The organism is Geodermatophilus sp. SYSU D00663, from assembly GCF_054050655.1.
The window spans coordinates 57649-76497 of the sequence record NZ_JBJGZT010000026.1 but is presented as its reverse complement, the minus strand read 5'-3'; the positions used below and the strand labels follow the sequence as shown (position 1 = coordinate 76497).

At 75.6% G+C, this 18849-nt stretch carries 20 protein-coding genes and 1 tRNA gene; 12 read left to right on the top strand and 9 right to left on the bottom strand.

All coding sequences use genetic code 11. From position 1 onward, the window contains the following. Positions 1–171 precede the first annotated feature (171 nt). Together ACI79Z_RS18540 and ACI79Z_RS18535 are read left to right on the top strand one after the other, a co-directional pair. Positions 172–675: a phage holin family protein gene (locus tag ACI79Z_RS18540; RefSeq protein ID WP_387987408.1), complete on the top strand. Its 504-nt coding sequence runs from the start codon at positions 172–174 to the stop codon at positions 673–675. Between the two features lie 140 nt (positions 676–815). Then, the gene (locus ACI79Z_RS18535) at positions 816–1619 is read left to right on the top strand and encodes an alpha/beta fold hydrolase (RefSeq protein WP_387987409.1); all 804 of its coding nucleotides are present in this window, start codon (positions 816–818) and stop codon (positions 1617–1619) included. Positions 1620–1698: 79 nt separating this feature from the next. Here ACI79Z_RS18535 and ACI79Z_RS18530 read toward each other — a convergent pair whose 3' ends face one another. The 5 genes from ACI79Z_RS18530 to nth are packed head-to-tail and all read right to left on the bottom strand — an operon-like array spanning position 1699 to position 5463. Continuing rightward, complete coding sequence (locus tag ACI79Z_RS18530) at positions 1699–2880, bottom strand: MarP family serine protease (RefSeq protein ID WP_456903450.1); 1182 nt, start codon at positions 2878–2880, stop codon at positions 1699–1701. 3 nt (positions 2881–2883) lie between these two features. After that, the gene (locus tag ACI79Z_RS18525; RefSeq protein WP_387987413.1) at positions 2884–3339 is read right to left on the bottom strand and encodes a cupredoxin domain-containing protein; all 456 of its coding nucleotides are present in this window, start codon (positions 3337–3339) and stop codon (positions 2884–2886) included. Continuing rightward, complete coding sequence (locus ACI79Z_RS18520) at positions 3336–4106, bottom strand: NUDIX hydrolase (protein ID WP_456903449.1); 771 nt, start codon at positions 4104–4106, stop codon at positions 3336–3338. Before ACI79Z_RS18520 ends, ACI79Z_RS18525 begins: the two co-directional genes overlap by 4 nt. Further along, positions 4103–4684: a TlpA family protein disulfide reductase gene (locus ACI79Z_RS18515; protein ID WP_387987417.1), complete on the bottom strand. Its 582-nt coding sequence runs from the start codon at positions 4682–4684 to the stop codon at positions 4103–4105. The genes ACI79Z_RS18520 and ACI79Z_RS18515 overlap by 4 nt, the downstream gene beginning before the upstream one ends. Further along, positions 4681–5463, bottom strand: coding sequence for an endonuclease III (gene nth / locus ACI79Z_RS18510; RefSeq protein ID WP_387987419.1), 783 nt, complete (start codon positions 5461–5463; stop codon positions 4681–4683). The genes ACI79Z_RS18515 and nth overlap by 4 nt, the downstream gene beginning before the upstream one ends. Positions 5464–5557: 94 nt before the next feature. On the opposite strand from nth, the gene ACI79Z_RS18505 reads away from it, so the two are divergent. Together ACI79Z_RS18505 and ACI79Z_RS18500 are read left to right on the top strand one after the other, a co-directional pair. Continuing rightward, on the top strand, positions 5558–5797 hold the full coding sequence (locus tag ACI79Z_RS18505) for a hypothetical protein (protein ID WP_387987421.1): 240 nt from the start codon (positions 5558–5560) through the stop codon (positions 5795–5797). Positions 5798–5956: 159 nt separating this feature from the next. Continuing rightward, complete coding sequence (locus ACI79Z_RS18500; protein WP_456903448.1) at positions 5957–6634, top strand: Crp/Fnr family transcriptional regulator; 678 nt, start codon at positions 5957–5959, stop codon at positions 6632–6634. A gap of 180 nt (positions 6635–6814) precedes the next feature. Here ACI79Z_RS18500 and ACI79Z_RS18495 read toward each other — a convergent pair whose 3' ends face one another. From ACI79Z_RS18495 to ACI79Z_RS18485, 3 genes are read right to left on the bottom strand one after another with little or no spacing between them, the layout of a single operon-like run. Continuing rightward, the gene (locus ACI79Z_RS18495) at positions 6815–7606 is read right to left on the bottom strand and encodes an NUDIX hydrolase (RefSeq protein ID WP_456903447.1); all 792 of its coding nucleotides are present in this window, start codon (positions 7604–7606) and stop codon (positions 6815–6817) included. Next, positions 7603–8082, bottom strand: coding sequence for a RidA family protein (locus ACI79Z_RS18490; protein WP_456903446.1), 480 nt, complete (start codon positions 8080–8082; stop codon positions 7603–7605). Before ACI79Z_RS18490 ends, ACI79Z_RS18495 begins: the two co-directional genes overlap by 4 nt. Before the next feature lie 10 nt (positions 8083–8092). Further along, positions 8093–8266: a hypothetical protein gene (locus tag ACI79Z_RS18485; protein WP_387987427.1), complete on the bottom strand. Its 174-nt coding sequence runs from the start codon at positions 8264–8266 to the stop codon at positions 8093–8095. A 95-nt stretch (positions 8267–8361) separates the two neighbouring features. Between ACI79Z_RS18485 and ACI79Z_RS18480 the strand changes: the two genes are divergently transcribed. The 3 genes from ACI79Z_RS18480 to ACI79Z_RS18470 are packed head-to-tail and all read left to right on the top strand — an operon-like array spanning position 8362 to position 12840. Next, the gene (locus ACI79Z_RS18480; RefSeq protein ID WP_456903445.1) at positions 8362–9351 is read left to right on the top strand and encodes an ArsA-related P-loop ATPase; all 990 of its coding nucleotides are present in this window, start codon (positions 8362–8364) and stop codon (positions 9349–9351) included. Continuing rightward, positions 9348–10580 carry an ArsA family ATPase gene (locus tag ACI79Z_RS18475; RefSeq protein WP_387987431.1) on the top strand — a complete coding sequence of 411 codons (1233 nt, stop codon included), beginning with the start codon at positions 9348–9350 and terminating at the stop codon, positions 10578–10580. The genes ACI79Z_RS18480 and ACI79Z_RS18475 overlap by 4 nt, the downstream gene beginning before the upstream one ends. A gap of 40 nt (positions 10581–10620) precedes the next feature. Further along, positions 10621–12840 carry a transglycosylase domain-containing protein gene (locus ACI79Z_RS18470; protein WP_387987433.1) on the top strand — a complete coding sequence of 740 codons (2220 nt, stop codon included), beginning with the start codon at positions 10621–10623 and terminating at the stop codon, positions 12838–12840. Positions 12841–12882: 42 nt separating this feature from the next. On the opposite strand, the gene ACI79Z_RS18465 is transcribed toward ACI79Z_RS18470, so the two are convergent. Beyond that, a complete protein-coding gene (locus ACI79Z_RS18465) occupies positions 12883–13335 on the bottom strand; it encodes a GatB/YqeY domain-containing protein (RefSeq protein WP_387987435.1) in 453 nt (150 codons plus the stop codon). Between the two features lie 69 nt (positions 13336–13404). Between ACI79Z_RS18465 and ACI79Z_RS18460 the strand changes: the two genes are divergently transcribed. The 5 genes from ACI79Z_RS18460 (at position 13405) to ACI79Z_RS18440 (ending at position 18838) form a co-directional block, all read left to right on the top strand. Beyond that, positions 13405–14316 (top strand): metallophosphoesterase, encoded by a 912-nt coding sequence (locus tag ACI79Z_RS18460; protein ID WP_387987437.1) that lies wholly within the window; start codon positions 13405–13407, stop codon positions 14314–14316. Positions 14317–14408: 92 nt separating this feature from the next. Beyond that, positions 14409–14482 (top strand) — tRNA-Pro (locus ACI79Z_RS18455). Between the two features lie 93 nt (positions 14483–14575). After that, positions 14576–15919 (top strand): hemolysin family protein, encoded by a 1344-nt coding sequence (locus ACI79Z_RS18450; protein WP_387987439.1) that lies wholly within the window; start codon positions 14576–14578, stop codon positions 15917–15919. Further along, on the top strand, positions 15916–17052 hold the full coding sequence (locus ACI79Z_RS18445) for a hemolysin family protein (protein ID WP_387987441.1): 1137 nt from the start codon (positions 15916–15918) through the stop codon (positions 17050–17052). The genes ACI79Z_RS18450 and ACI79Z_RS18445 overlap by 4 nt, the downstream gene beginning before the upstream one ends. A 4-nt stretch (positions 17053–17056) precedes the next feature. Beyond that, complete coding sequence (locus ACI79Z_RS18440) at positions 17057–18838, top strand: S9 family peptidase (RefSeq protein WP_387987443.1); 1782 nt, start codon at positions 17057–17059, stop codon at positions 18836–18838. The last annotated feature ends 11 nt before the right edge of the window (positions 18839–18849 follow it).

The following is an 18849-nucleotide window of genomic DNA, read 5'->3' as shown; positions in this document are numbered from 1 at the left end:
ACTGAGCCCCCGGAGGCCCTCCGCCCGACGGGGCGCGCCGGAGTGGCGCAGGGCCTCCCGCGTCCCGGGCGCCCGATCGGGTTCCGGGTGCGTGATCCGGGCGGTGACGGGGCAAGATCCTCCCCAGGCCGTCCGCGGCCGCCGATCCAGTCCGACCAGGGAGGAGCCCCCGTGGCCCACAGCGCGTCGACCACCCAGCCCGCCGGGCGGCATGCCGTCAGCGCCGACCCCTCCGTGGGCGTGCTGGTGCAGAGCGCCATGGCCGACGTCTCCACGCTGATCCGCGGGGAGATCGAGCTGGCCAAGGCCGAGATCGGCCGCTCGGCGAAGAAGGCCGGCATCAGCGGCGGGTTGTTCGCCGCCGCCGGGGTGCTCGTGGCCTTCGCCGGCATCTTCCTGTTCATCATGCTCGCCGAGCTGTTCACCTGGCTGGGCCTGCCCCGCTGGATCTCCTACCTCATCGTCACCGCGGGCCTGCTGCTGATCGCCGGCCTCGCCGCACTGGTCGGCGTGCGCATGATCAAGCGGATCGACAAGCCGGAGCGGACCCTGGAGTCGCTGCGCGAGCTGCCCGAGGTCATGCACCGCGAGCAGCCGGGCCAGCGGCGCCGTGCGCTGCCGACGGTGAGCAACGGGCGCGTCGAGCGACGCTCCCCCGACACCTACCTGGTCTGAGCGCCGCGAGGTCCGGAGGCGCTCCCGCCGACGAGCGTCCCGACGCCACCAGCGTCCTGCTGCCCGGCTCCTGGATCCACCGCGACGTCTCGGCCAACGGCGTCCGGCTGCACCTGGCCGAGGCCGGCGAGGGCCCACTGGTGCTCCTGCTGCACGGGTTCCCGCAGTTCTGGTGGACCTGGCGCGCGCAGCTGCCGGTCCTCGCCGCGGCCGGCTTCCGGGCGGTCGCGCCGGACCTGCGCGGCTACGGCGCCAGCGACAAGCCGCCGCGCGGCTACGACCTGCCGACGGCGGCCGACGACGTCGCGGCCCTGGTCCGCGCCCTCGGCGAGCGGGACGCCGTCGTCGTCGGGCACGACTGGGGCGGGCTGGTCGCCTGGACGATGGCCGCGCTGCACCCGCGCAGCGTGCGCCGCCTCGTCGTCGTCTCGATGGCCCACCCGCGGCTGCTGCGCAACGGGCTGCGCGACCCCGCCCAGCGGCGGGCGCTGCGGCACGTGCTGGGCTTCCAGGTCCCGCGGCTGCCCGAGCGGCGGCTCACCCGCACCGACGACGACCCGGTCGCCGAGTTCCTGCGCAACTGGGCCGGGCGGGACTGGACGCACACCGCCGACTTCGCCGAGGCCGTCGAGCGGTACCGGTCGGCGGCGCGGATCCCGCAGGCGGCCTACGGGGCCATGGAGTACTTCCGCTGGGCCGGGCGCTCCCAGCTGCGGCCGGACGGGCTGCGCTACGCCCGCCGCATGGCCGCGCCGGTCACCGCGCCGACGCTGCAGCTGCACGGCGACGCCGACCCGCTGCTGCTGCCGCGGACCGCCCGCGGCTCGGGCCGCTACGTGGCCGGCGCCTACGAGTGGTGCGAGCTCCCCGGCATCGGCCACTTCCCGCCCGAGGAGGCCGCCACCGAGGTCACGGCGGCGATCGCGGGCTGGGCGGCCGGCTGACAGCCTCTCCCGGTCAGCGGCGGCCCCGCTGCAGGGGCCCACCGCGGGCCGGCGAGCGGTGGAGGGGCAGCGGGGTCCTTCACTCACACGGGCCGGTGTCGACCTCGGCGGTGGCGGTGGCGCCGGCGGTGGCGGCGGGCGCGACCTGCTGGGCGGTGAGCGCGTAGCCGGTGGAGGGGTCGTCGATCGCCGAGGCGAACACGACGCCGAGGACCTGCCCGGCCGGGTCGAACAGCGGCCCGCCGGAGTTGCCGGCGCGGACCTCGCCGTAGAGCGCGTAGACGTCGCGCTGCACGGTGCGGGTGTCGCGGAAGTCCGGGCCGCTGATGGGGCCCTCGTCGCGCACGCGCGCCGGGCCGATGAACAGCCCCCCGCCGCCCGGGTAGCCCATGATGATCGCGTCGTCGCCGGTGCCGGCGACCTGCGGGGCGAAGGCCAGCGGCACCTGCGGGAGGTCCGGGACGGCGAGCACCGCGACGTCGACCTCCTCGTCGACGTACACCGGCGTCGCCTCGTACTCCTCGCCCTCGGCCTCGACGACCGGGGCGTCCACGCCGGCGAGCACGTGCGCGTTGGTCATCACCCGGCCGGGCGCGTAGACGAACCCGGAGCCGTCGATCTGCCGCGAGCACGACGGCGCTATGCCGCTGATCTTCACGACCGACCCCTGCACCTGCCCGACGACCGGGCTCGCGGCCAGCGTCGCGTCCGGCGCCTCGACCTCGCGGGCCTGGGTCGGCGTGAGCGGGTCCAGGACGTCGGGCAGCCCACGCCGGTCGATCGCCTCGCGCAGCGAGTCGTAGACCGCCCGGACGCCGTCGGGCACGGCCCGGTCCACCGCCTGCACCAGCGCCGACTTGCGCACCTGCCCGGCCAGCCCGGGGAACGGCGCGGTGGCCAGCGGGGTGGCGACCATCCACGCCACGAGCAGCACCGCGATCGCCGACACCACGGCGCCGGCGACCGAGTCGAGCACCTCGGCCGGCTCCCAGGTGACCCGGCGGCGCACCGCCCGCCCGATCGCCCCGGCCAGCACCTGCCCGAGCAGCGCCCCCGCCAGGACGACGACGAGCGCGGCGAACACCCGGGTGACCGGTGAGCCGTCGAGCCGGTCGGCGACGGGCCCGGACAGCTGGGCGCCGAGCACGGCGCCGCCGAGGAAGCCCAGGAAGGAGGTGGCCGACACCAGCAGGCCCTGCCGGAAGCCGGAGAAGGCGAAGACCAGGGCCAGCGCGATGAGGACGAGGTCGACCAGCGACATGGGTCAGCCGCGCACCGTCATGACGCCGGTCTGGCCAAGCTGGACGTGGAAGCTGCACTCGAACGGGTGGTCGCCGGGGGCGGTGACCTCGAACTCGATGGTCTCCGTCTCGCCCGCGGCCAGCAGCGGGATCTCCTCGGGGATCTCCTCGACGCCGGCGCCGGGCGTGAAGCGGAAGTTGTGGGTGGCCTGCGTGGCGGTGCTCTGCACGGTCAGCCGGACCCGCCCCGGCGCCACGGTGAAGGTGTCGGGGACGAACACGTAGTCGTCCGGCGTCTGGATCGTGACCTCCTGGACGCCGTCCTCGGCCGTGGTGACCGTGCCGAGCGACGCGTCGGGGCTCGACGGCGCCGCGGCACCGCCGCCGTCGTCGCCGGAGCCGCAGCCGGCCAGCACCCCGGCCGCCAGCACCGCGCCGGTCAGCGCCGCCGGGAGGCGGCGCGTCCAGATCCTGCTCATCGCCGCGGAACCGTACTTGTCGCGGCGTCCCCGGTCGTGCCGTCGGCCACCGTCGGCGCGGCGGCGTCCTCGGCGCCGCCCTCCCCCAGGGCCCCGGGCGCGGCCGCCGGCCGCGCACCGGCCGCCGACAGCGGGCGCACGTCGCGGACGTCCCAGGGCCGCGCGAGGCCCGCGGCCTCGAGGACGGCGTCCAGCAGCGCCGCGGTGAAGCCCCACACGACCATCCCGGCCACGCCGAACGCCGGGCCGACGTACCCCGCCGGGTGGCGCACGCGGAACCGGTTGGCCGGGTCGGTGAGGTCGGCCAGCGGCACCCGGGCCACCCGGGCCACCTCCCGCGGGTCGCCGACGGCGACGTCGCGCGGGTCGTCCCACCACGCCACGACCGGGACGACGAGGTTGTCCGACGGCCCGAGGAACAGCTGGGGCAGCGTGGCGAGCACCCGGACGCCGTCCGGGTCGACGCCGGCCTCCTCCTGCGCCTCCCGCAGCGCGGTGCCCACCGGGTAGTCCTCCCCCGGGTCGGCGCCGCCGCCGGGGAACGCCGGCTGCCCGGCGTGCGTGCGCAGCAGCGCCGACTTCTCGATGAGCAGGACGTCGGCGCCGCGCGGGCCCTCGCCGAACAGGACGAGCACCGCGGACCGGCGCGCGGTGTCGGTGGCCGCCTGCGTGCGGTGGCGCAGCGGGAGGTCGGCCGCCGCGGCCACCAGCCGCAGCAGGTAGTCCGGCAGGCCGGTGGTGTCGGCGCCGGGCAGGAGGCCGGTCACAGCTGCACCCCGAGGTGCTCGGCGACCAGGGCGCGCAGCTCGTCGAGGGACTCGACCGCGCCGGTCCGCACGGAGGCCACCGACCCGTCGGCGGCGAGGAACACCGTGTGCGGGAGGCCGCGCAGCCCGAGCGCCGCGGCGACGTCGCCGTGCCCGTCGAAGGCGCCGGGGATCGTCACGCCGGCGTCCTCGGCGAACGACGCCGCCTGCGGGACGCCGTCCTGGCTGATCACGCCCACGACCCGGACGCGGTCCCCGGCGGCGTCGGCGAGCTGCTGCACCAGCGGCAGCTCCTCGCGGCACGGGCCGCACCAGCTCGCCCACAGGTTCAGCACGGTCGGCACGCCCGGGGCGCGGCCGAGGTCGAGGGTGCCGCCGCTGAAGCACTCGATCGGCGCGACGCCGGACAGGTCGCCGTCGGCGGCCGGCGTGCCGGGCTGCTCCGGGCAGGCCGCCAGGTCCGTCCGCGTCTCCGCGACGGTGGCCCTCTCGGGCGCCCCGGGCTCGTCGGCCGAGGCGGTGCACGACGACAGCAGCACCCCGAGCGCCAGCAGCGCGGCCGCGCGCCGGGCGCTCACTCGGTGTCCGACGCCGCGGGCGTCTTGACCAGCTTCATCGCCGCCTCGGGGTCGGTGGGGCCGATGCCGTAGGACGGGCACCAGCGGGCCAGCCCGCACGCCCCGCAGGCGGCCTTCTTGGCGTGGCAGACGCGCCGGCCGTGGAAGATCACGCGGTGGCTGAACATGGTCCAGTCGCGCTTGGGGACCAGCTCGGCGACCTCGGCCTCGACCTTGACCGGGTCCTCCTCGGCGGTCCAGCCGAAGCGGCGGACCAGCCGGCCGAAGTGGGTGTCCACGGTCAGCCCCGGGACGCCGAAGGCGTTGCCGAGGACGACGTTCGCCGTCTTGCGGCCGACGCCGGGCAGCGTGACCAGGTCGGCCATGCGGCCGGGCACCTCGCCGTCGAAGCGCTCGACCAGCGCCTGCGCCAGGCCGAGCACCGAGTTGGCCTTGGCGCGGAAGAACCCGGTGGGCTTGAGGATCTCCTCGAGGTCGGCCCGGTCGGCCCCGGCGAGCGCCACGGGGTCGGGGTACCTCGCGAACAGCACCGGCGTGACCTTGTTCACCGTCTTGTCGGTGGTCTGCGCCGACAGCACGGTGGCCACGAGGAGCTCGAAGGCGTTGGTGAAGTCGAGCTCGCAGTGCGCGTCGGGGTGGATGACGGCCAGCTCACGGGCCATCCGGCGGGCGCGGCGGGTGCGGGCCAGCGGCGTCTCGTCCGGGTCGAAGGGCACGGCGGCCGGACGTCGGGCGGGAGCACGGCGCGCAGCGGGGCGGGCGTAGGCCGGCGTGGACACGCGGTCGAGGGTATGCGTCACCGGCGACACCCTCCGGGCCGTGCCACCATGGCTGTACAGGCCCGCTCAGCAGCGACCGGACCCGGGAGGTGACGTGGTCGCGCTCATCGTCATCCTCTTCCCCCCGATGGTCATCGCGTTCCTGCTGGTCATGGAACGCGTCGAGGAGCCCCTCCGCCGTCCGACGTCCCCGCGCGAGGTGGCCGAGTTCCTCGAGTCGGCGACCCCGGGCGAGGTGGACACGCTGGCCGCCTCCGGCATCCGCCGGGCGATGGCGCGCTGGCGCCGCCGCCGTCGGTCGCGGGTCCGCCAGAGCACCGAACCGCTGGTCTAGACCCTCACACCGCGTCGCTCCCGGGGCCGTTCCTCACCCCGGTGGGTCACCCCGCGTGTCTCCGAACGGGTGACCGTGCGCACAGCCGCCTAGACTCCGTACGGATGCGGGGCCGACGCCCCGCAGGTCGAGCGCGGAACGGTGGGGTGGAGAGAAATCGTGGTGGACGAGGTGCTGGCCCAGTCGGGGCTCTTCCAGGGACTCTCGGAGGACGCCGTCGACCCCGTCGCCAGCCGTCTGGAGACGATCACCCTGCCCCGCGGTCGGGTCGTGTTCAACGAGGGCGAGCCGGGCGACAGCCTGTACATCGTGCTGAGCGGCAAGATCAAGCTGTCCCGGCGCTCCCCTGACGGCCGCGAGAACGTGCTGGCCGTCATGGGCCCCTCCGACCAGTTCGGCGAGCTGTCGGTGTTCGACCCCGGCCCGCGCACGGCCACGGCCACCGCGGTCACCGACGTCAAGCTGGCCAAGATGCCGCAGTCGGTGCTGCGCCCGTGGATCGAGGCGCACCCGGAGGTCGGCGAGCGGCTGCTGCACGTGCTCGCCCGCCGGCTGCGCCGCACCAACGACTCGGTGGCCGACCTGATCTTCACCGACGTCCCCGGCCGCGTGGCCAAGGCGCTGCTGCAGATGGCCGACCGGTTCGGCAGCCGCGAGGCCGACGGCCTGCGCGTCAAGCACGACCTGACCCAGGAGGAGCTGGCCCAGCTGGTCGGCGCCTCGCGCGAGACGGTCAACAAGGCGCTGGCCGACTTCGTGCACCGCGGCTGGATCCAGCTGCAGGGCAAGTCGGTCGTCGTCCTCGACGAGGACCGCCTCCGCCGCCGCGCGCGCTGACGATCGAACGCGAGAGGCCCGGGACCGTCACGGTCCCGGGCCTCTCGCGTTCGCAGCACTCGAGGGGAGCCGCCCCGCGAGGCGCGCCGACGAGTGGGGGCCGGAGGCCTCCGCGAGGAGGTGCGGGCAGGGCTCAGCGCAACTGGGGGACCGCACCTGGCCGCGGTGTGACCCGGAGGGTCACGAGGGGAGCGGCACGACCAGGCCGATGCGGGTGCCGTCGGGGAGCTCGGCGAAGCGTCCCTCGGGCGTGGTCCGCAGCTCGGGCATGATCGGGTGCAGCGGCTCCGGCGGGGACCCGGCCAGCGCGGCCGCCACGTCGGGGAAGGCCGACAGCTGGCGCAGCGTGTGGATCGTGGGCGGCAGCATCGGCCGGGTGCCGGCCCGCATCTCGGTGAGCGCTGCCTCCGGCGTCAGCCAGCTGGCCTCGTCGGCCTCCCCGGAGACGTCGCGGGCCTCCTGCCCCACCGGCAGCGCCGCGACGAAGAAGCGGGTGTCGTAGCGGCGGGTCTCCTGCGGCGGGGTGATCCAGTGCGCGAACGGCCGCAGCAGGTCCGCCCGCAACGCCAGGCCGCGCCCGGCCAGCAACTCGGCCAGCGATAGCTCGCGGGTGAGCAGCGCCTGCCGCTGGGCCTCCCAGTCGTCCCCGGACACGTCCGGCACGACGTCGCTGCCGTCGGGTGAGCCGGCCAGCAGGACGCCGGCCTCCTCGAAGGTCTCGCGGACGGCGGCGCACACCAGCTCCCGGGCCACCCGCTCGTCGCAGCCCAGCGCCTGCGCCCACTCGGCGGGCGGCGGCCCGGCCCAGGCGACGGCGGTGTCCCCGTCGCGCGGGTCCACCCCGCCGCCGGGGTAGGCGGTCATCCCCCCGGCGAAGGGCATCCCGCGCGTGCGGCGCAGCAGGTGGACCTCGAGCCCGTCCGCGCCGTCGCGGAGCAGCAGGACCGTCGCCGCCGGGCGGATCGCCGTCATCCGCGCAGTTCGACGGTCAGCTCGATCTCCACCGGCGCGCCCAGCGGCAGCTCGGCGACGCCGATCGCGCTGCGGGCGTGCCGGCCGGCCTCGCCGAAGACCTTGCCGAGCAGCTCGCTGGCGCCGTTGACCACGCGCGGCTGGCCGCTGAAGCCCTCCGCGCTGGCCACGTAGCCGACGACGCGCACGATCCGGGCCACCTGGTCCAGCCCGACCAGGTCGTCGACGGCGGCCAGCGCGTTGAGGGCGCACAGCTTGGCGTCGGCGGCGGCGTCCTCGGGGTCGACGGACCCGCCCACCTTGCCGGTGCGCCGCAGCCCGCCGTCGACGAACGGCAGCTGGCCGGAGGTGAACACCAGGTCCCCGGTGCGCACGGCCGGCACGTAGGAGGCGACCGGCGCGGCCACCGGGGGCAGCCGGATGCCGAGTTCGGCCAGCCGCGCGTGCCAGCTCCCGGCCTGCATCCCCTGCGTCATCGCGGGCGCCTCAGGCCAGCGGGCGCTTGAGGTAGGCGACCGGCTGCTCGGGGCCGGTCGGCCCGGGCAGCACCGTCACCAGCTCCCACCCGTCGGTCCCCCACGAGTCGAGGATCGCCTTGGTGTTGTGGATCAGCAGCGGGATGGTGGCGTACTCCCACCTGCGGCGGGCCGGATCACTCATGGGGGACGACGCTAGCGCAGCGCCGGGGGGCCGGCGGCGGGTGCGCCTCGCCCGCGACGGGCCGTGGTCCCCGGAGTGCTCCTAGGCTGGTCAGGGTGAGCCCCGACTTCCCCGTGCGCTGCCACGTCGTCACCGGGAAGGGCGGGACCGGCAAGACCACCGTCGCCGCCGCCCTGGCCCTGGCCCTGGCGTCGGAGGGCCGCACCGTCCTGCTCGTGGAGTGCGAGGGCCGCCAGGGCATCGCCCAGCTCTTCGACACCCCGCCGCTGCCCTACGAGGAGCGCCGGGTCGCGGTCACCCGCCACGGCGGGGAGGTGCGGGCGCTCGCGATCGACGTCGAGGAGGCCCTGCTCGAGTACCTCGAGATGTTCTACAACCTCCGCCGCGCCGGCCGGGCGCTGCGCAAGATGGGCGCCGTCGACTTCGCGACGACGATCGCCCCGGGCCTGCGCGACGTCCTGATCACCGGGAAGATCAAGGAGGCGGTGACCCGGCGCAGGGACGGCCGGCGGGTCTACGACGCGGTCGTCGTCGACGCCCCGCCGACCGGGCGGATCACCAAGTTCCTCAACGTCACCAGCGAGATGGCGGGCCTGGCGCGCTCCGGCCCGATCAAGACGCAGAGCGACGGCGTCATGGCGGTGCTGCGCTCCCCGCAGACGGCGGTGCACCTGGTGACCCTGCTCGAGGACATGCCGGTGCAGGAGACCGCCGACGCCATCGCCGAGCTGACCGAGGCCAAGCTGCCCGTCGGCTCCGTGATCGTGAACATGGCCACCGAGCCGGTGCTGCCCGAGCCGGCGCTGGCGCGGGCCGCCGAGGGCGCGGTCACCGGCGCCGACCTCGTGCCCGGGCTGACCGCCGCGGGCCTGCCCGCCGACCCCGCGCTGGCCGACGCGCTGGCCGCGGAGGCGGTCGAGCACGCGCAGCGGTGGGCGGCGCAGGACGCGCTGCGCGCCCGGGTCGAGTCCTTCGACCGGCCGACGGTGGAGCTGCCGCTGCTGCCCGGGCCGATGGACCTCGGCTGCCTGTTCGAGCTGGCCGACCGGCTCGAGGAGCACCTCGGCACGGAGGTGGCGGCGTGAGCGCGGCCCGCGCCGCCGCGTCGCCGGCGACCGACCGGCACGCGCCGCCGATGGACCTCGCCTCGCTGATCGAGGACCGCGACACCCGGATCGTCGTCTGCTGCGGCTCGGGCGGGGTCGGCAAGACGACGACGTCGGCCGCGCTCGCCCTGGCCGCCGCGGAGGCCGGCCGCCGCGTCGTCGTCCTGACCATCGACCCGGCCCGCAGGCTGGCGCAGTCGCTGGGTCTCGTGGAGCTGGACAACGAGCCGCGGCGGGTCGACGTCCCGGGGGCCGCGGGCGAGCTCCACGCGATGATGCTGGACATGAAGCGGACGTTCGACGACATCGTGTCCGCGCACTCGACGCCCGAGCGGGCCGAGCAGATCCTGGCCAACCCCTTCTACCAGACCCTGTCCTCGTCGTTCTCCGGGACGCAGGAGTACATGGCGATGGAGAAGCTGGGCCAGCTGCGGGCGGCCGACACCTGGGACCTGATCGTCGTCGACACCCCGCCGTCCCGGTCGGCGCTGGACTTCCTCGACGCGCCCAACAAGATGAGCCGGTTCCTCGACGGCACGATGATCCGGCTGCTCACCGCGCCGGCCCGCGCCGGGGGCCGGGCCGGGCTGCGCGTCGCCAGCGCCGGGCTGGTGTTCTTCACCCGGATCATCAGCAAGGTCCTCGGCGGCCAGCTGCTGCGCGACATCTCCGCGTTCGTCACCGCGCTGGACACGATGTTCGGCGGCTTCCGCGAGCGGGCCACCGCCACCTACGAGCTGCTGCGCCGCCCGGGCACCTGGTTCGTCGTCGTCGCGACGCCGGAGCCGGACGCGCTGCGGGAGGCCTCCTACTTCGTCGACCGGCTCTCGGCCGAGGGGATGCCGCTGGCCGGGCTGGTGCTCAACCGCACCCACCCGCCGGCGAGCACGCGGCTGTCGGCCACCCGCGCCGAGGCGGCCGCCGAGGCCGCCGCGGAGAACGGGGACGGCGACCCGGCCGCGGCGCTGGCCGCCGGCGCCCTGCGGGTGCACGCCGAGCGGATGACCGTGGCCGCCCGCGAGCAGCGGCTGGCCGACCGGTTCACCAGCGCCCACCCGGAGGTGGCGATGCGGGCGGTCCCGGCGGCCGCCGGCGACGTCCACGACCTCGACGGGCTGCGCACCATGGCCGAGGCGCTGACCGGTCCCGACGACGACACGCCGACGGGCGTGCCGCGCACCCGCGTGCTGCCCGCGCGCCGCGCCTGATCACCCGTCCGGGCCACCCCGGCCCCGTACATTGGCAGCGATGTCTGCTGCCTCCCGCGCCCGAGTCCTGGGCAAGCTCGTCGCGATGATCGTCGTGGCCGGCGCGCTCGTCGCCGGCCTGCTCTTCCCGCTGGTCGGCGGGAGCGGGCTGGTGGCACGCAACTCCGCGTCGCTGCTCGACGCGCTGCCGGTGGAGCTCACCGACGCCACGCCCGCGGGCAACTCCCGCGTGCTCGCCGCCGACGGCTCGCTGATCACCAACTTCTACGCCCACAACCGCACGGTGGTGGCGTCCGACCAGATCGCCGACGTGATGAAGCAGGCGCTGGTCGACATCGAGGACTCGCGCTTCTACGACCACAACGGCCTGGACGTGCAGGGCACGCTGCGCGCCGCGGTGACCAACGTGGCCGCGGGCTCGGTGCAGGAGGGCGGCTCGACGATCACCCAGCAGCTGGTCAAGCAGACCCTGCTGGAGACCGCCGACAGCGCCGAGGAGCGGCAGGAGGCCATCGAGCAGGACGGCGTCGAGGGCCTGTCCCGCAAGCTGCGCGAGGCCCGGCTGGCCCTGGCGCTGGAGGAGACCTACTCCAAGGACGAGATCCTCACCCGCTACCTGAACATCGTGTACTTCGGGCAGGGCGCCTACGGCATCCAGGCCGCCGCCCAGAAGTACTTCAGCGTCAACGCCGCCGACCTGACCCTCCCTCAGGCGGCGATGCTCGCCGGGCTGGTGCAGAGCCCGACCAACGACGACCCGATCACCCAGCCGGAGAACGGCCAGACCCGCCGCAACCAGGTGCTGCAGCGGATGTTCGACCTCGGCCACCTCGACGGGACGACCGAGGAGCAGCTCGCCGCGCTCATGGCCGAGCCGGTGCAGGTGGCGCCGGGCATCAGCCCGCCCAACGGCTGCATCGACGCCGCGATCGGCGGGTTCTTCTGCGCCTTCATGCAGCAGTACCTGACCCAGGTCCTCGGCATCAGCCAGGAGCAGCTGGACAACGGCGGCCTGACCATCCAGACGACGCTGAACCCGCAGCTGCAGACCCTCGGCGACCAGGCGGTCCTCAACACCCTGCCGATGGGCGACCAGCTCGCCGGCATGTTCACCGCCGTGCAGCCGGGCACCGGCGCGGTCCTGGCGATGAGCGTCAACCGGCAGTACGGCTGCGCGGAGCCGCAGTGCGAGTCCGTCGTCCTGCACACGGCGGCCAGCAAGGGCTCCGGCTCGACCTACAAGGTGTTCACCGCCGCCGCGGCGTTGGAGGCCGGCATCCCGGCCAGCACCGTGATCAGCACGCCGGGCAACCAGTACACCTCGCGGGTCTTCCGCGGCCCCTCCTGCGGCGGCGACCGGTCCCAGTCGACCGGCATGTACTGCGTGGAGAACGCCGGCAACTACCCCGACACCCTCGACATGGTCGGCGCGCTGGTCCGCTCGTCGAACACCTACTTCCTCGCGCTGGAGGACCGGCTGGGCAGCGTCGAGGGCCCGGTGCGCATGGCCGAGCGGATGGGCATGAGCTTCGACCAGCCCACCCAGAACTCCGCCGACGAGATCATCGACGGCAACTTCGGCTCGTTCACGCTCGGCGCCGAGGCCACCAGCCCGCTGGACCTGGTCACCGCCTACTCCACGCTGGCCGCGCAGGGCACGCAGTGCGACCCGATCCCGGTGGTCCAGGTCTTCGACCGCGCCGGCCAGCCGCTCACCGGCGACGACGGCCAGCCCGTGGTCCGCGGCGACCAGTGCACGCCGAACGCGATCCCGGCGAACATCGCCAACACGCTGGCCAACATCCTGGTCGGCGACACCGCCAGCCCCGAGGGCACCGGCACCCGGGCCGCGATCCCGGGTCACGCGATCGCCGGCAAGACCGGTACCGCGCAGGGCCGGGACTCGGTGGCCTTCGTCGGCGTCATGCCCGAGTACGCGGCCAGCGTGATGGTGTTCAACCCCAAGGAGCAGCAGGACGTCGGCGGCTACGGCGGCAACATGCCGGCCACCATCTGGCACGACGCCTTCGCGCCCTTCCTCGCCGACAAGCCCACCTCGGCGTTCCCGCCGGCCGACCCCGCGCTGATGCAGGGGCAGCCCGCGCCGGCGCCGAGCGCCCCCGCGCCCGACCAGGGGACGGCGACGCCCGACCAGGGCGACGCCGGCCGGGGCGACGCGGACGCCGGCCAGGGCGACGCGGACGGCCGGCCCGGCAACGGCAACTGGGGCGGCGGCAACGGCGGCCGCGGCGGCAACTGAGGCCCCACCCGCGGCCGGCCCGCCCCCGGGGGCGGCCGCGGGTCAGCCGAGCTGGCGGCGGACCTCCGCGGCCACCCGGGCGCCCTCGGCCCGGCCGGCGACGGCCGCGTTGGCGGCGCCCATGACCCGGCCCATGTCCTTCATGCCGCTCGCGCCGGTGCGGGTGATCGCGTCGGCGACGATCGCGGCGAGGTCGGCGTCGTCGAGCTGGGCGGGCAGGTAGGCGGCCACCACCTCGCCCTCCGCGCGCTCGCGGCCGGCCTGCTCGGCACGGCCGGCCCCGTCGAACGCCTCGGCCGCCTCGCGGCGCCGCTTGGCCTCGCGCCGCAGCACCGCGAGCACCTCGTCGTCGGACAGCTCCCGGGCCTCCTTGCCCGCGACCTCCTCCGCGCTGACCGCCGCGAGCACCATCCGCAGCGTCGCGGTGCGCAGCTCGTCGCGGCTCTTCATGGCGGTGGTGAGGTCGGCGCGCAGCCGGTCCTTCAGGTCAGACACGCCCTCAGCCTGGCACGACGCCCTCCGTCCCGGCCGCCGGGGCCGATCACGGCCCGTAGGCTCGGGCCCGTGCGCTGGTACACCGCCCTGCCCACGGCCACCCTCGCCGCGGGCGCCTCCACGGTCGCCTACGCGTCGCTGTACGAGCGCAACCGCTGGACTCTGCGCCGCTTCGACGTCCCGGTGCTGGCCCCCGGCTCGGCGCCGCTGACCGTGCTGCACCTGTCGGACCTGCACATGACCGCCGGGCAGCGCTCCAAGCGCGACTGGGTGGCGGCGCTGGACGGCCTCGAGCCCGACCTCGTCGTCGACACCGGGGACAACCTGGCCGGGACCGACGCCGTCCCGACGGTGCTGCAGGCGCTGGACCCGCTGCTGGACCGGCCCGGGGCCTTCGTCACCTCGTCCAACGACTACTTCGGGCCGCGGCCGAAGAACCCGCTCAGCTACCTCACCCGTCCCGACAAGCGGGTGCACGGCACCGAGCTGCCCTGGCGCGACCTGCGCGACGGGCTGACCGGCCGCGGCTGGCTGGACCTCACCAACGCCCGCGGGGAGCTGACCGTCGCCGGCCGGCGGATCGTGTTCGCCGGCTGCGACGACCCGCACATCCGGCGGGACGACTACGACGCCGTCGCCGGCCCGGCCGACCCGGCGGCGGACCTGCGCATCGGGGTCGTCCACTCCCCCGAGCCGCGGGTGCTCGACCGCTTCGCCGCCGACGGCTACGACCTGCTGCTGTGCGGCCACACCCACGGCGGGCAGCTGCGGGTGCCGTTCTACGGCGCGCTGGTCACCAACTGCGGCATCGACCGGGACCGGGTCCGCTGGCTGCACCGCTGGGCCGAGCCCGCGCCGGGGCGGCCGAACGGCACCTGGCTGCACGTCTCGGCGGGCCTGGGCACCAGCCCCTACGCGCCCGCCCGGTTCGCCTGCCCGCCCGAGGCGACCCTGCTCACGCTGACGGCGCGGCCGGCCTGAGGAGGGACCCCTCCGCCCCCCGCCACCGGCAGGCTCGCGGCGGGACCCTGCAGGGGGGCCACGGGAACGGGACGGTACAGTGGTTGAGGCACCGGGGTGTGGCGCAGCTTGGTAGCGCGCGTCGTTCGGGACGACGAGGCCGCAGGTTCAAATCCTGTCACCCCGACTCCAGTCGAGGGGGCCGCCGGGAGGCGGCCCCCTCGACCGTTCCGGGGCCGTTCCGGTTGAGTCCGGTCCGCAGCGGGCACCGTCGGACCCGATGACCGAGTGGCTGCTCCTCCTCGCCGCCGTGGTGCTCACGGCACTCACCGGCTTCTTCGTCGCGGCCGAGTTCTCCCTCACGACGGTCGACCGCGGCCGCGTCGAGGAGGCCGCCCGCGCCGGCGACTCCCGGGCCGGCGGCGTGGCGACCGCGCTGCGGACCCTGTCGACCCAGCTGTCGGCCGCCCAGCTCGGCATCACGCTGACGACGCTCGTCGTCGGCTACCTGGCCCAGCCCGCGATCGGCCAGCTGCTGCACGGCCCGCTCGAGGCGCTCGGCCTGTCCCAGGCGGCGGCCACGGGCGTCTCCTACGGCCTGGCGCTGGCCCTGGCGACGACGCTGCAGATGCTGCTCGGCGAGCTCGGGCCGAAGAACCTGGCCATCGCCGACCCGCTGGGCATCGCGAAGGTCGTGGCGCCGGGGATGCGGGCGTTCACCGCGGTCGCGGGCGTCGTCGTCAACTCGCTGCAGCGGCTGGCCAACGCGATCGTGCGCCGGCTGGGCTTCGAGCCCCGCGAGGAGCTGGACTCCGCCCGCGGCGCCGAGGAGCTGGCCGCGGTGGCCCGCCGGTCGGCGGCCGAGGGCGACCTCTCCCCCGTGGCCGCCCGCCTGCTCGAGCGCTCGCTGGGCCTGCGCGCCAAGTACGCCACCGACGTCATGACGCCGCGGACCCGGCTGTGGACGCTGCGCGCCAGCGCCACCGCCGCCGACGTCATCACCGCGGCCACCGAGTCGGGCAACTCGCGCTTCCCGGTCTACGGCTCCGACCTCGACGAGGTCACCGGGGTGGTGCACGTCAAGCGCGCGGTCGCCGTCCCGGAGGCCGAGCGGGGCCGCCGCACCGCCGGCGAGCTGGCCGACCCGGTGCTCGCCGTCCCCTCGTCCCTGCGGCTGGAGCGGCTGCTGGACCTGCTGCGCGAGCAGGGCCTGCAGATCGCGCTGGTGGTCGACGAGTGGGGTGCCACGCACGGCGTGGTGACGCTGGAGGACATCGTGGAGGAGCTGGTCGGGGAGATCACCGACGAGACCGACCGGCCGCTGCGCACCATGCGCCGGGTCGACGACGTGCGGTGGGTGCTGTCCGGGCTGCTGCGCCCCGACGAGGTGCTCGACCGCACCGGCATCGCGGTGCCCGAGGGGCGGTACGAGACGCTGGCCGGGTTCCTCGCCGAGCGGCTGCAGCGGCTGCCCGAGGTCGGCGACTGCGTCGAGTTCGACGGCGCGCGGCTGACCGTGCAGAGCCTCGACGGCCGCCGGGTCGCGCGGATCCTGGCCGAGCGGACGGTGGTGCTGCCCCCGGGCGCCACGGCCTCGCGGGTGCGGCAGGAGGCGGCGGCGTGAGCGACGTCGTCAGCCTGCTGGTCCTGGTCGGCCTGCTGCTGGGCAACGCGTTCTTCGTGGCCGCCGAGTTCGCGCTGGTGTCCGCGCGGGTCGACCAGATCGAGCCGCGCGTCGCGGAGGGCTCCGCGCGGGCGGCCAGGACGCTCGCCGCGATGCGCAACGTGTCGCAGAACATGGCGGGCGCCCAGCTGGGCATCACGCTGTGCTCGCTGGGCCTGGGCGCCGTCGGCGAGCCCGCCGTCGCCCACCTCATCGAGGCGCCGCTGCACGCGCTCCACGTGCCGGACGCGCTGCTGCACCCGATCGCGCTGGTCATCGCGCTGGCGCTGGTGACCGTGCTGCACATGGTGCTCGGCGAGATGGTGCCCAAGAACATCACGATCGCCGGGCCGGACCGCGCGGCGATCGCGCTCGGCCCGCCGCTGGCCACCTTCACCCGGCTGCTCAAGCCGGTCATCTGGTTCTTCAACACCACGGCCAACGGCTTCGTGCGGCTGTTCGGCGTCACGCCCACCGACGAGGTGGCGGCCAGCTTCGACGAGGCCGAGATCCGCTCGATGATCACCCAGTCGCGGCGCGAGGGGCTGCTGGGCACCGAGGTCAGCGCACTGGCGGCCGGCGCGCTCACCTTCGAGCAGCACACCGTCGAGGACGTGCTGCTGCCGATGGACACCGTCGTCACGGTGCCGCGCTCCACCACGCCGCGGCAGCTGGAGGCCGTCGTCGCCGAGCACGGCTTCAGCCGCTACCCGGTGCAGGGCGGGGACGGCTCACTGGTCGGCTTCGTGCACGTCAAGGACGTGCTGGGCATCGACGCCGCCGGGCGCGACCGGCCGATCCCCGACGAGCACGTCAACCGGCTGGTGCCGATCGCGCCCGGCACCGGGCTGCCCGAGGTGCTGTCGGAGATGCGCGCGCAGGGCGCCCACCTCGGCGGCGTGGTGGACGCCGGCGGCGGGGAGCGGCGCACCGTGGGCCTGGTGGCGCTGGAGGACGTGCTGGAGCTGCTGATCGGCGACGTCCGCGACGCCGCCGCCGAGGCCGCGGCCGAGCAGGCGCGGGTGATGGCCGGGCGGGCCGGCCGCGGCTCCCGGGGCGGGCAGCCGGCCGGTGCGGGCGCCGGGGGAAGATGAGCGGGTGAGCGCCCCCGTCCTGTCCCCGGAGGTCACCGCCCGCTGGCAGGCCCGCTTCCGCGCGCCCCGTGTCAGCCTGCCCGACTGGGCGCTGCACGCGCCGCAGCGCTGCCTGTACGCCTCGGACGTCAGCGGCGTCGTCGAGCAGTACGCGTGGGACCGCACCACCGACGCGCACCGCCAGGCCACCGACCGGCCCAACGGCACGCTGATCGGCACGCTGTCCCCCGACGGCGAGACGATCTGGTGGTTCGCCGACACCGACGGCGACGAGTTCGGCGTCTGGATGGTGCAGCCGTTCGCGGGCGGCGAGGACCGGGTCGCCGTCCCGGAGGTCGGGCCGGCCTACCCGGCCGGACTGGAGATCGGCTCCTCGCTCGTGGCCATCGGCCGGTCCACCGACGACGGCAGCGAGCTGTGGCTGGCGCCTGCCGGCGGGACGCCGCGGGTGGTCTACCGGCACGAGGACCCCGCCTCGGTCGACGCCCTCACCCTCGACGACGAGCTGCTGGTCATCTCGCACTCCGAGCACGGCGACCCGCGCTACCCCGCGCTGCGGGTGCTGCGGACCGCCGACGACTCGGTGGTGGCCGAGAAGTGGGACGGCGAGGGCCGCGGCCTGCACGCGCTGGAGTTCGCCCCGCTGCCCGGCGACCGGCGGCTGCTGGTCGGCCACGAGCGGCGCGGCCGGGAGGAGCTGCTGGTCTGGGACGTCGCGGCCGACACCGAGACCGAGATCGTGCTCGACCTGCCCGGCGACGTGACCGCCGGCTGGTACGCGGACGGGTCGGCGCTGCTGGTCGGCCACGACCACGCCGCCCGCAGCGAGCTGTACCGCTACGACCTGGCCACGGGTGAGCTGGAGCGGCTGGACACCCCGTCCGGCGTCGTCCGCGGGGCCACCGCGCGCCCGGACGGGACCGTGGAGCTGGCCTGGTCGTCGTCGGAGCGCCCGCCGGTGATCCGCCGCGCCGACGGGCCGGTGGTGCTCGCCGCGCCCGGCGAGGAGCCACCGGCCGCGCACCCCGTCGAGGACCGCTGGGTGCCCGGCCCGGGCGGGGACGTGCACGCGCTCGTCGTCCGGCCGGCCGGGCAGGCGCCGTACGCGACGGCGTTCCTGGTGCACGGCGGCCCCGAGTCCGCCGACGACGACTCCTACCGCGCCCGCCGCGCCGCCTACGTCGACGCCGGCTACGCGGTCGTGCACGTCAACTACCGCGGCTCCACCGGCTACGGCAGCGCCTGGCGGGACGCGCTGACCGGCCGGCCCGGGCTCACCGAGCTCGAGGACGTCGCCGCCGTGTACGACGCGCTGGCCGCCGAGGGCTTCCTCGACCCGGCGCGGGCGGTGCTGACCGGCGGCTCGTGGGGCGGCTTCCTCACCCTGCTGGGCCTGGGCACGCAGCCCGAGCGCTGGGCCGCGGGCATCGCCGAGGTCCCGGTGGCCGACTACCTGGCCGCCTACGAGGACGAGATGGAGGGCCTGCGGGCCTACGACCGGGCGCTGTTCGGCGGCTCCCCCGACGAGGTGCACGAGCGCTACGTGCGGTCCTCGCCGATCACCTACGTCGAGCAGGTGCGGGCGCCGGTGCTCGTCGTCGCCGGGGCCAACGACCCGCGCTGCCCGATCCGGCAGATCGAGAACTACCTCGCCGAGCTGGAGCGGCTGGGCCACCCGCACGAGGTGTACCGCTTCGACGCCGGCCACGGCTCGCTGGTCGTCGAGGAGACGATCCGGCAGGTCGAGACGGCGCTGTCGTTCGCGCTCCGGCACGTCACACCGTGACGTGTGGTCCT

Excerpts from the sequence above, each read along its gene's own strand:
- ACI79Z_RS18495 (WP_456903447.1), bottom strand. The coding sequence starts at position 7,606 with ATGACGGCGATCCGCCCGGCGGCGACGGTCCTGCTGCTCCGCGACGGC.
- ACI79Z_RS18485 (WP_387987427.1), bottom strand. The coding sequence starts at position 8,266 with ATGAGTGATCCGGCCCGCCGCAGGTGGGAGTACGCCACCATCCCGCTG.
- ACI79Z_RS18470 (WP_387987433.1), top strand. The coding sequence starts at position 10,621 with ATGTCTGCTGCCTCCCGCGCCCGAGTCCTGGGCAAGCTCGTCGCGATG.
- ACI79Z_RS18525 (WP_387987413.1), bottom strand. The coding sequence starts at position 3,339 with ATGAGCAGGATCTGGACGCGCCGCCTCCCGGCGGCGCTGACCGGCGCG.
- ACI79Z_RS18530 (WP_456903450.1), bottom strand. The coding sequence starts at position 2,880 with ATGTCGCTGGTCGACCTCGTCCTCATCGCGCTGGCCCTGGTCTTCGCC.
- ACI79Z_RS18450 (WP_387987439.1), top strand. The coding sequence starts at position 14,576 with ATGACCGAGTGGCTGCTCCTCCTCGCCGCCGTGGTGCTCACGGCACTC.
- ACI79Z_RS18490 (WP_456903446.1), bottom strand. The coding sequence starts at position 8,082 with ATGACGCAGGGGATGCAGGCCGGGAGCTGGCACGCGCGGCTGGCCGAA.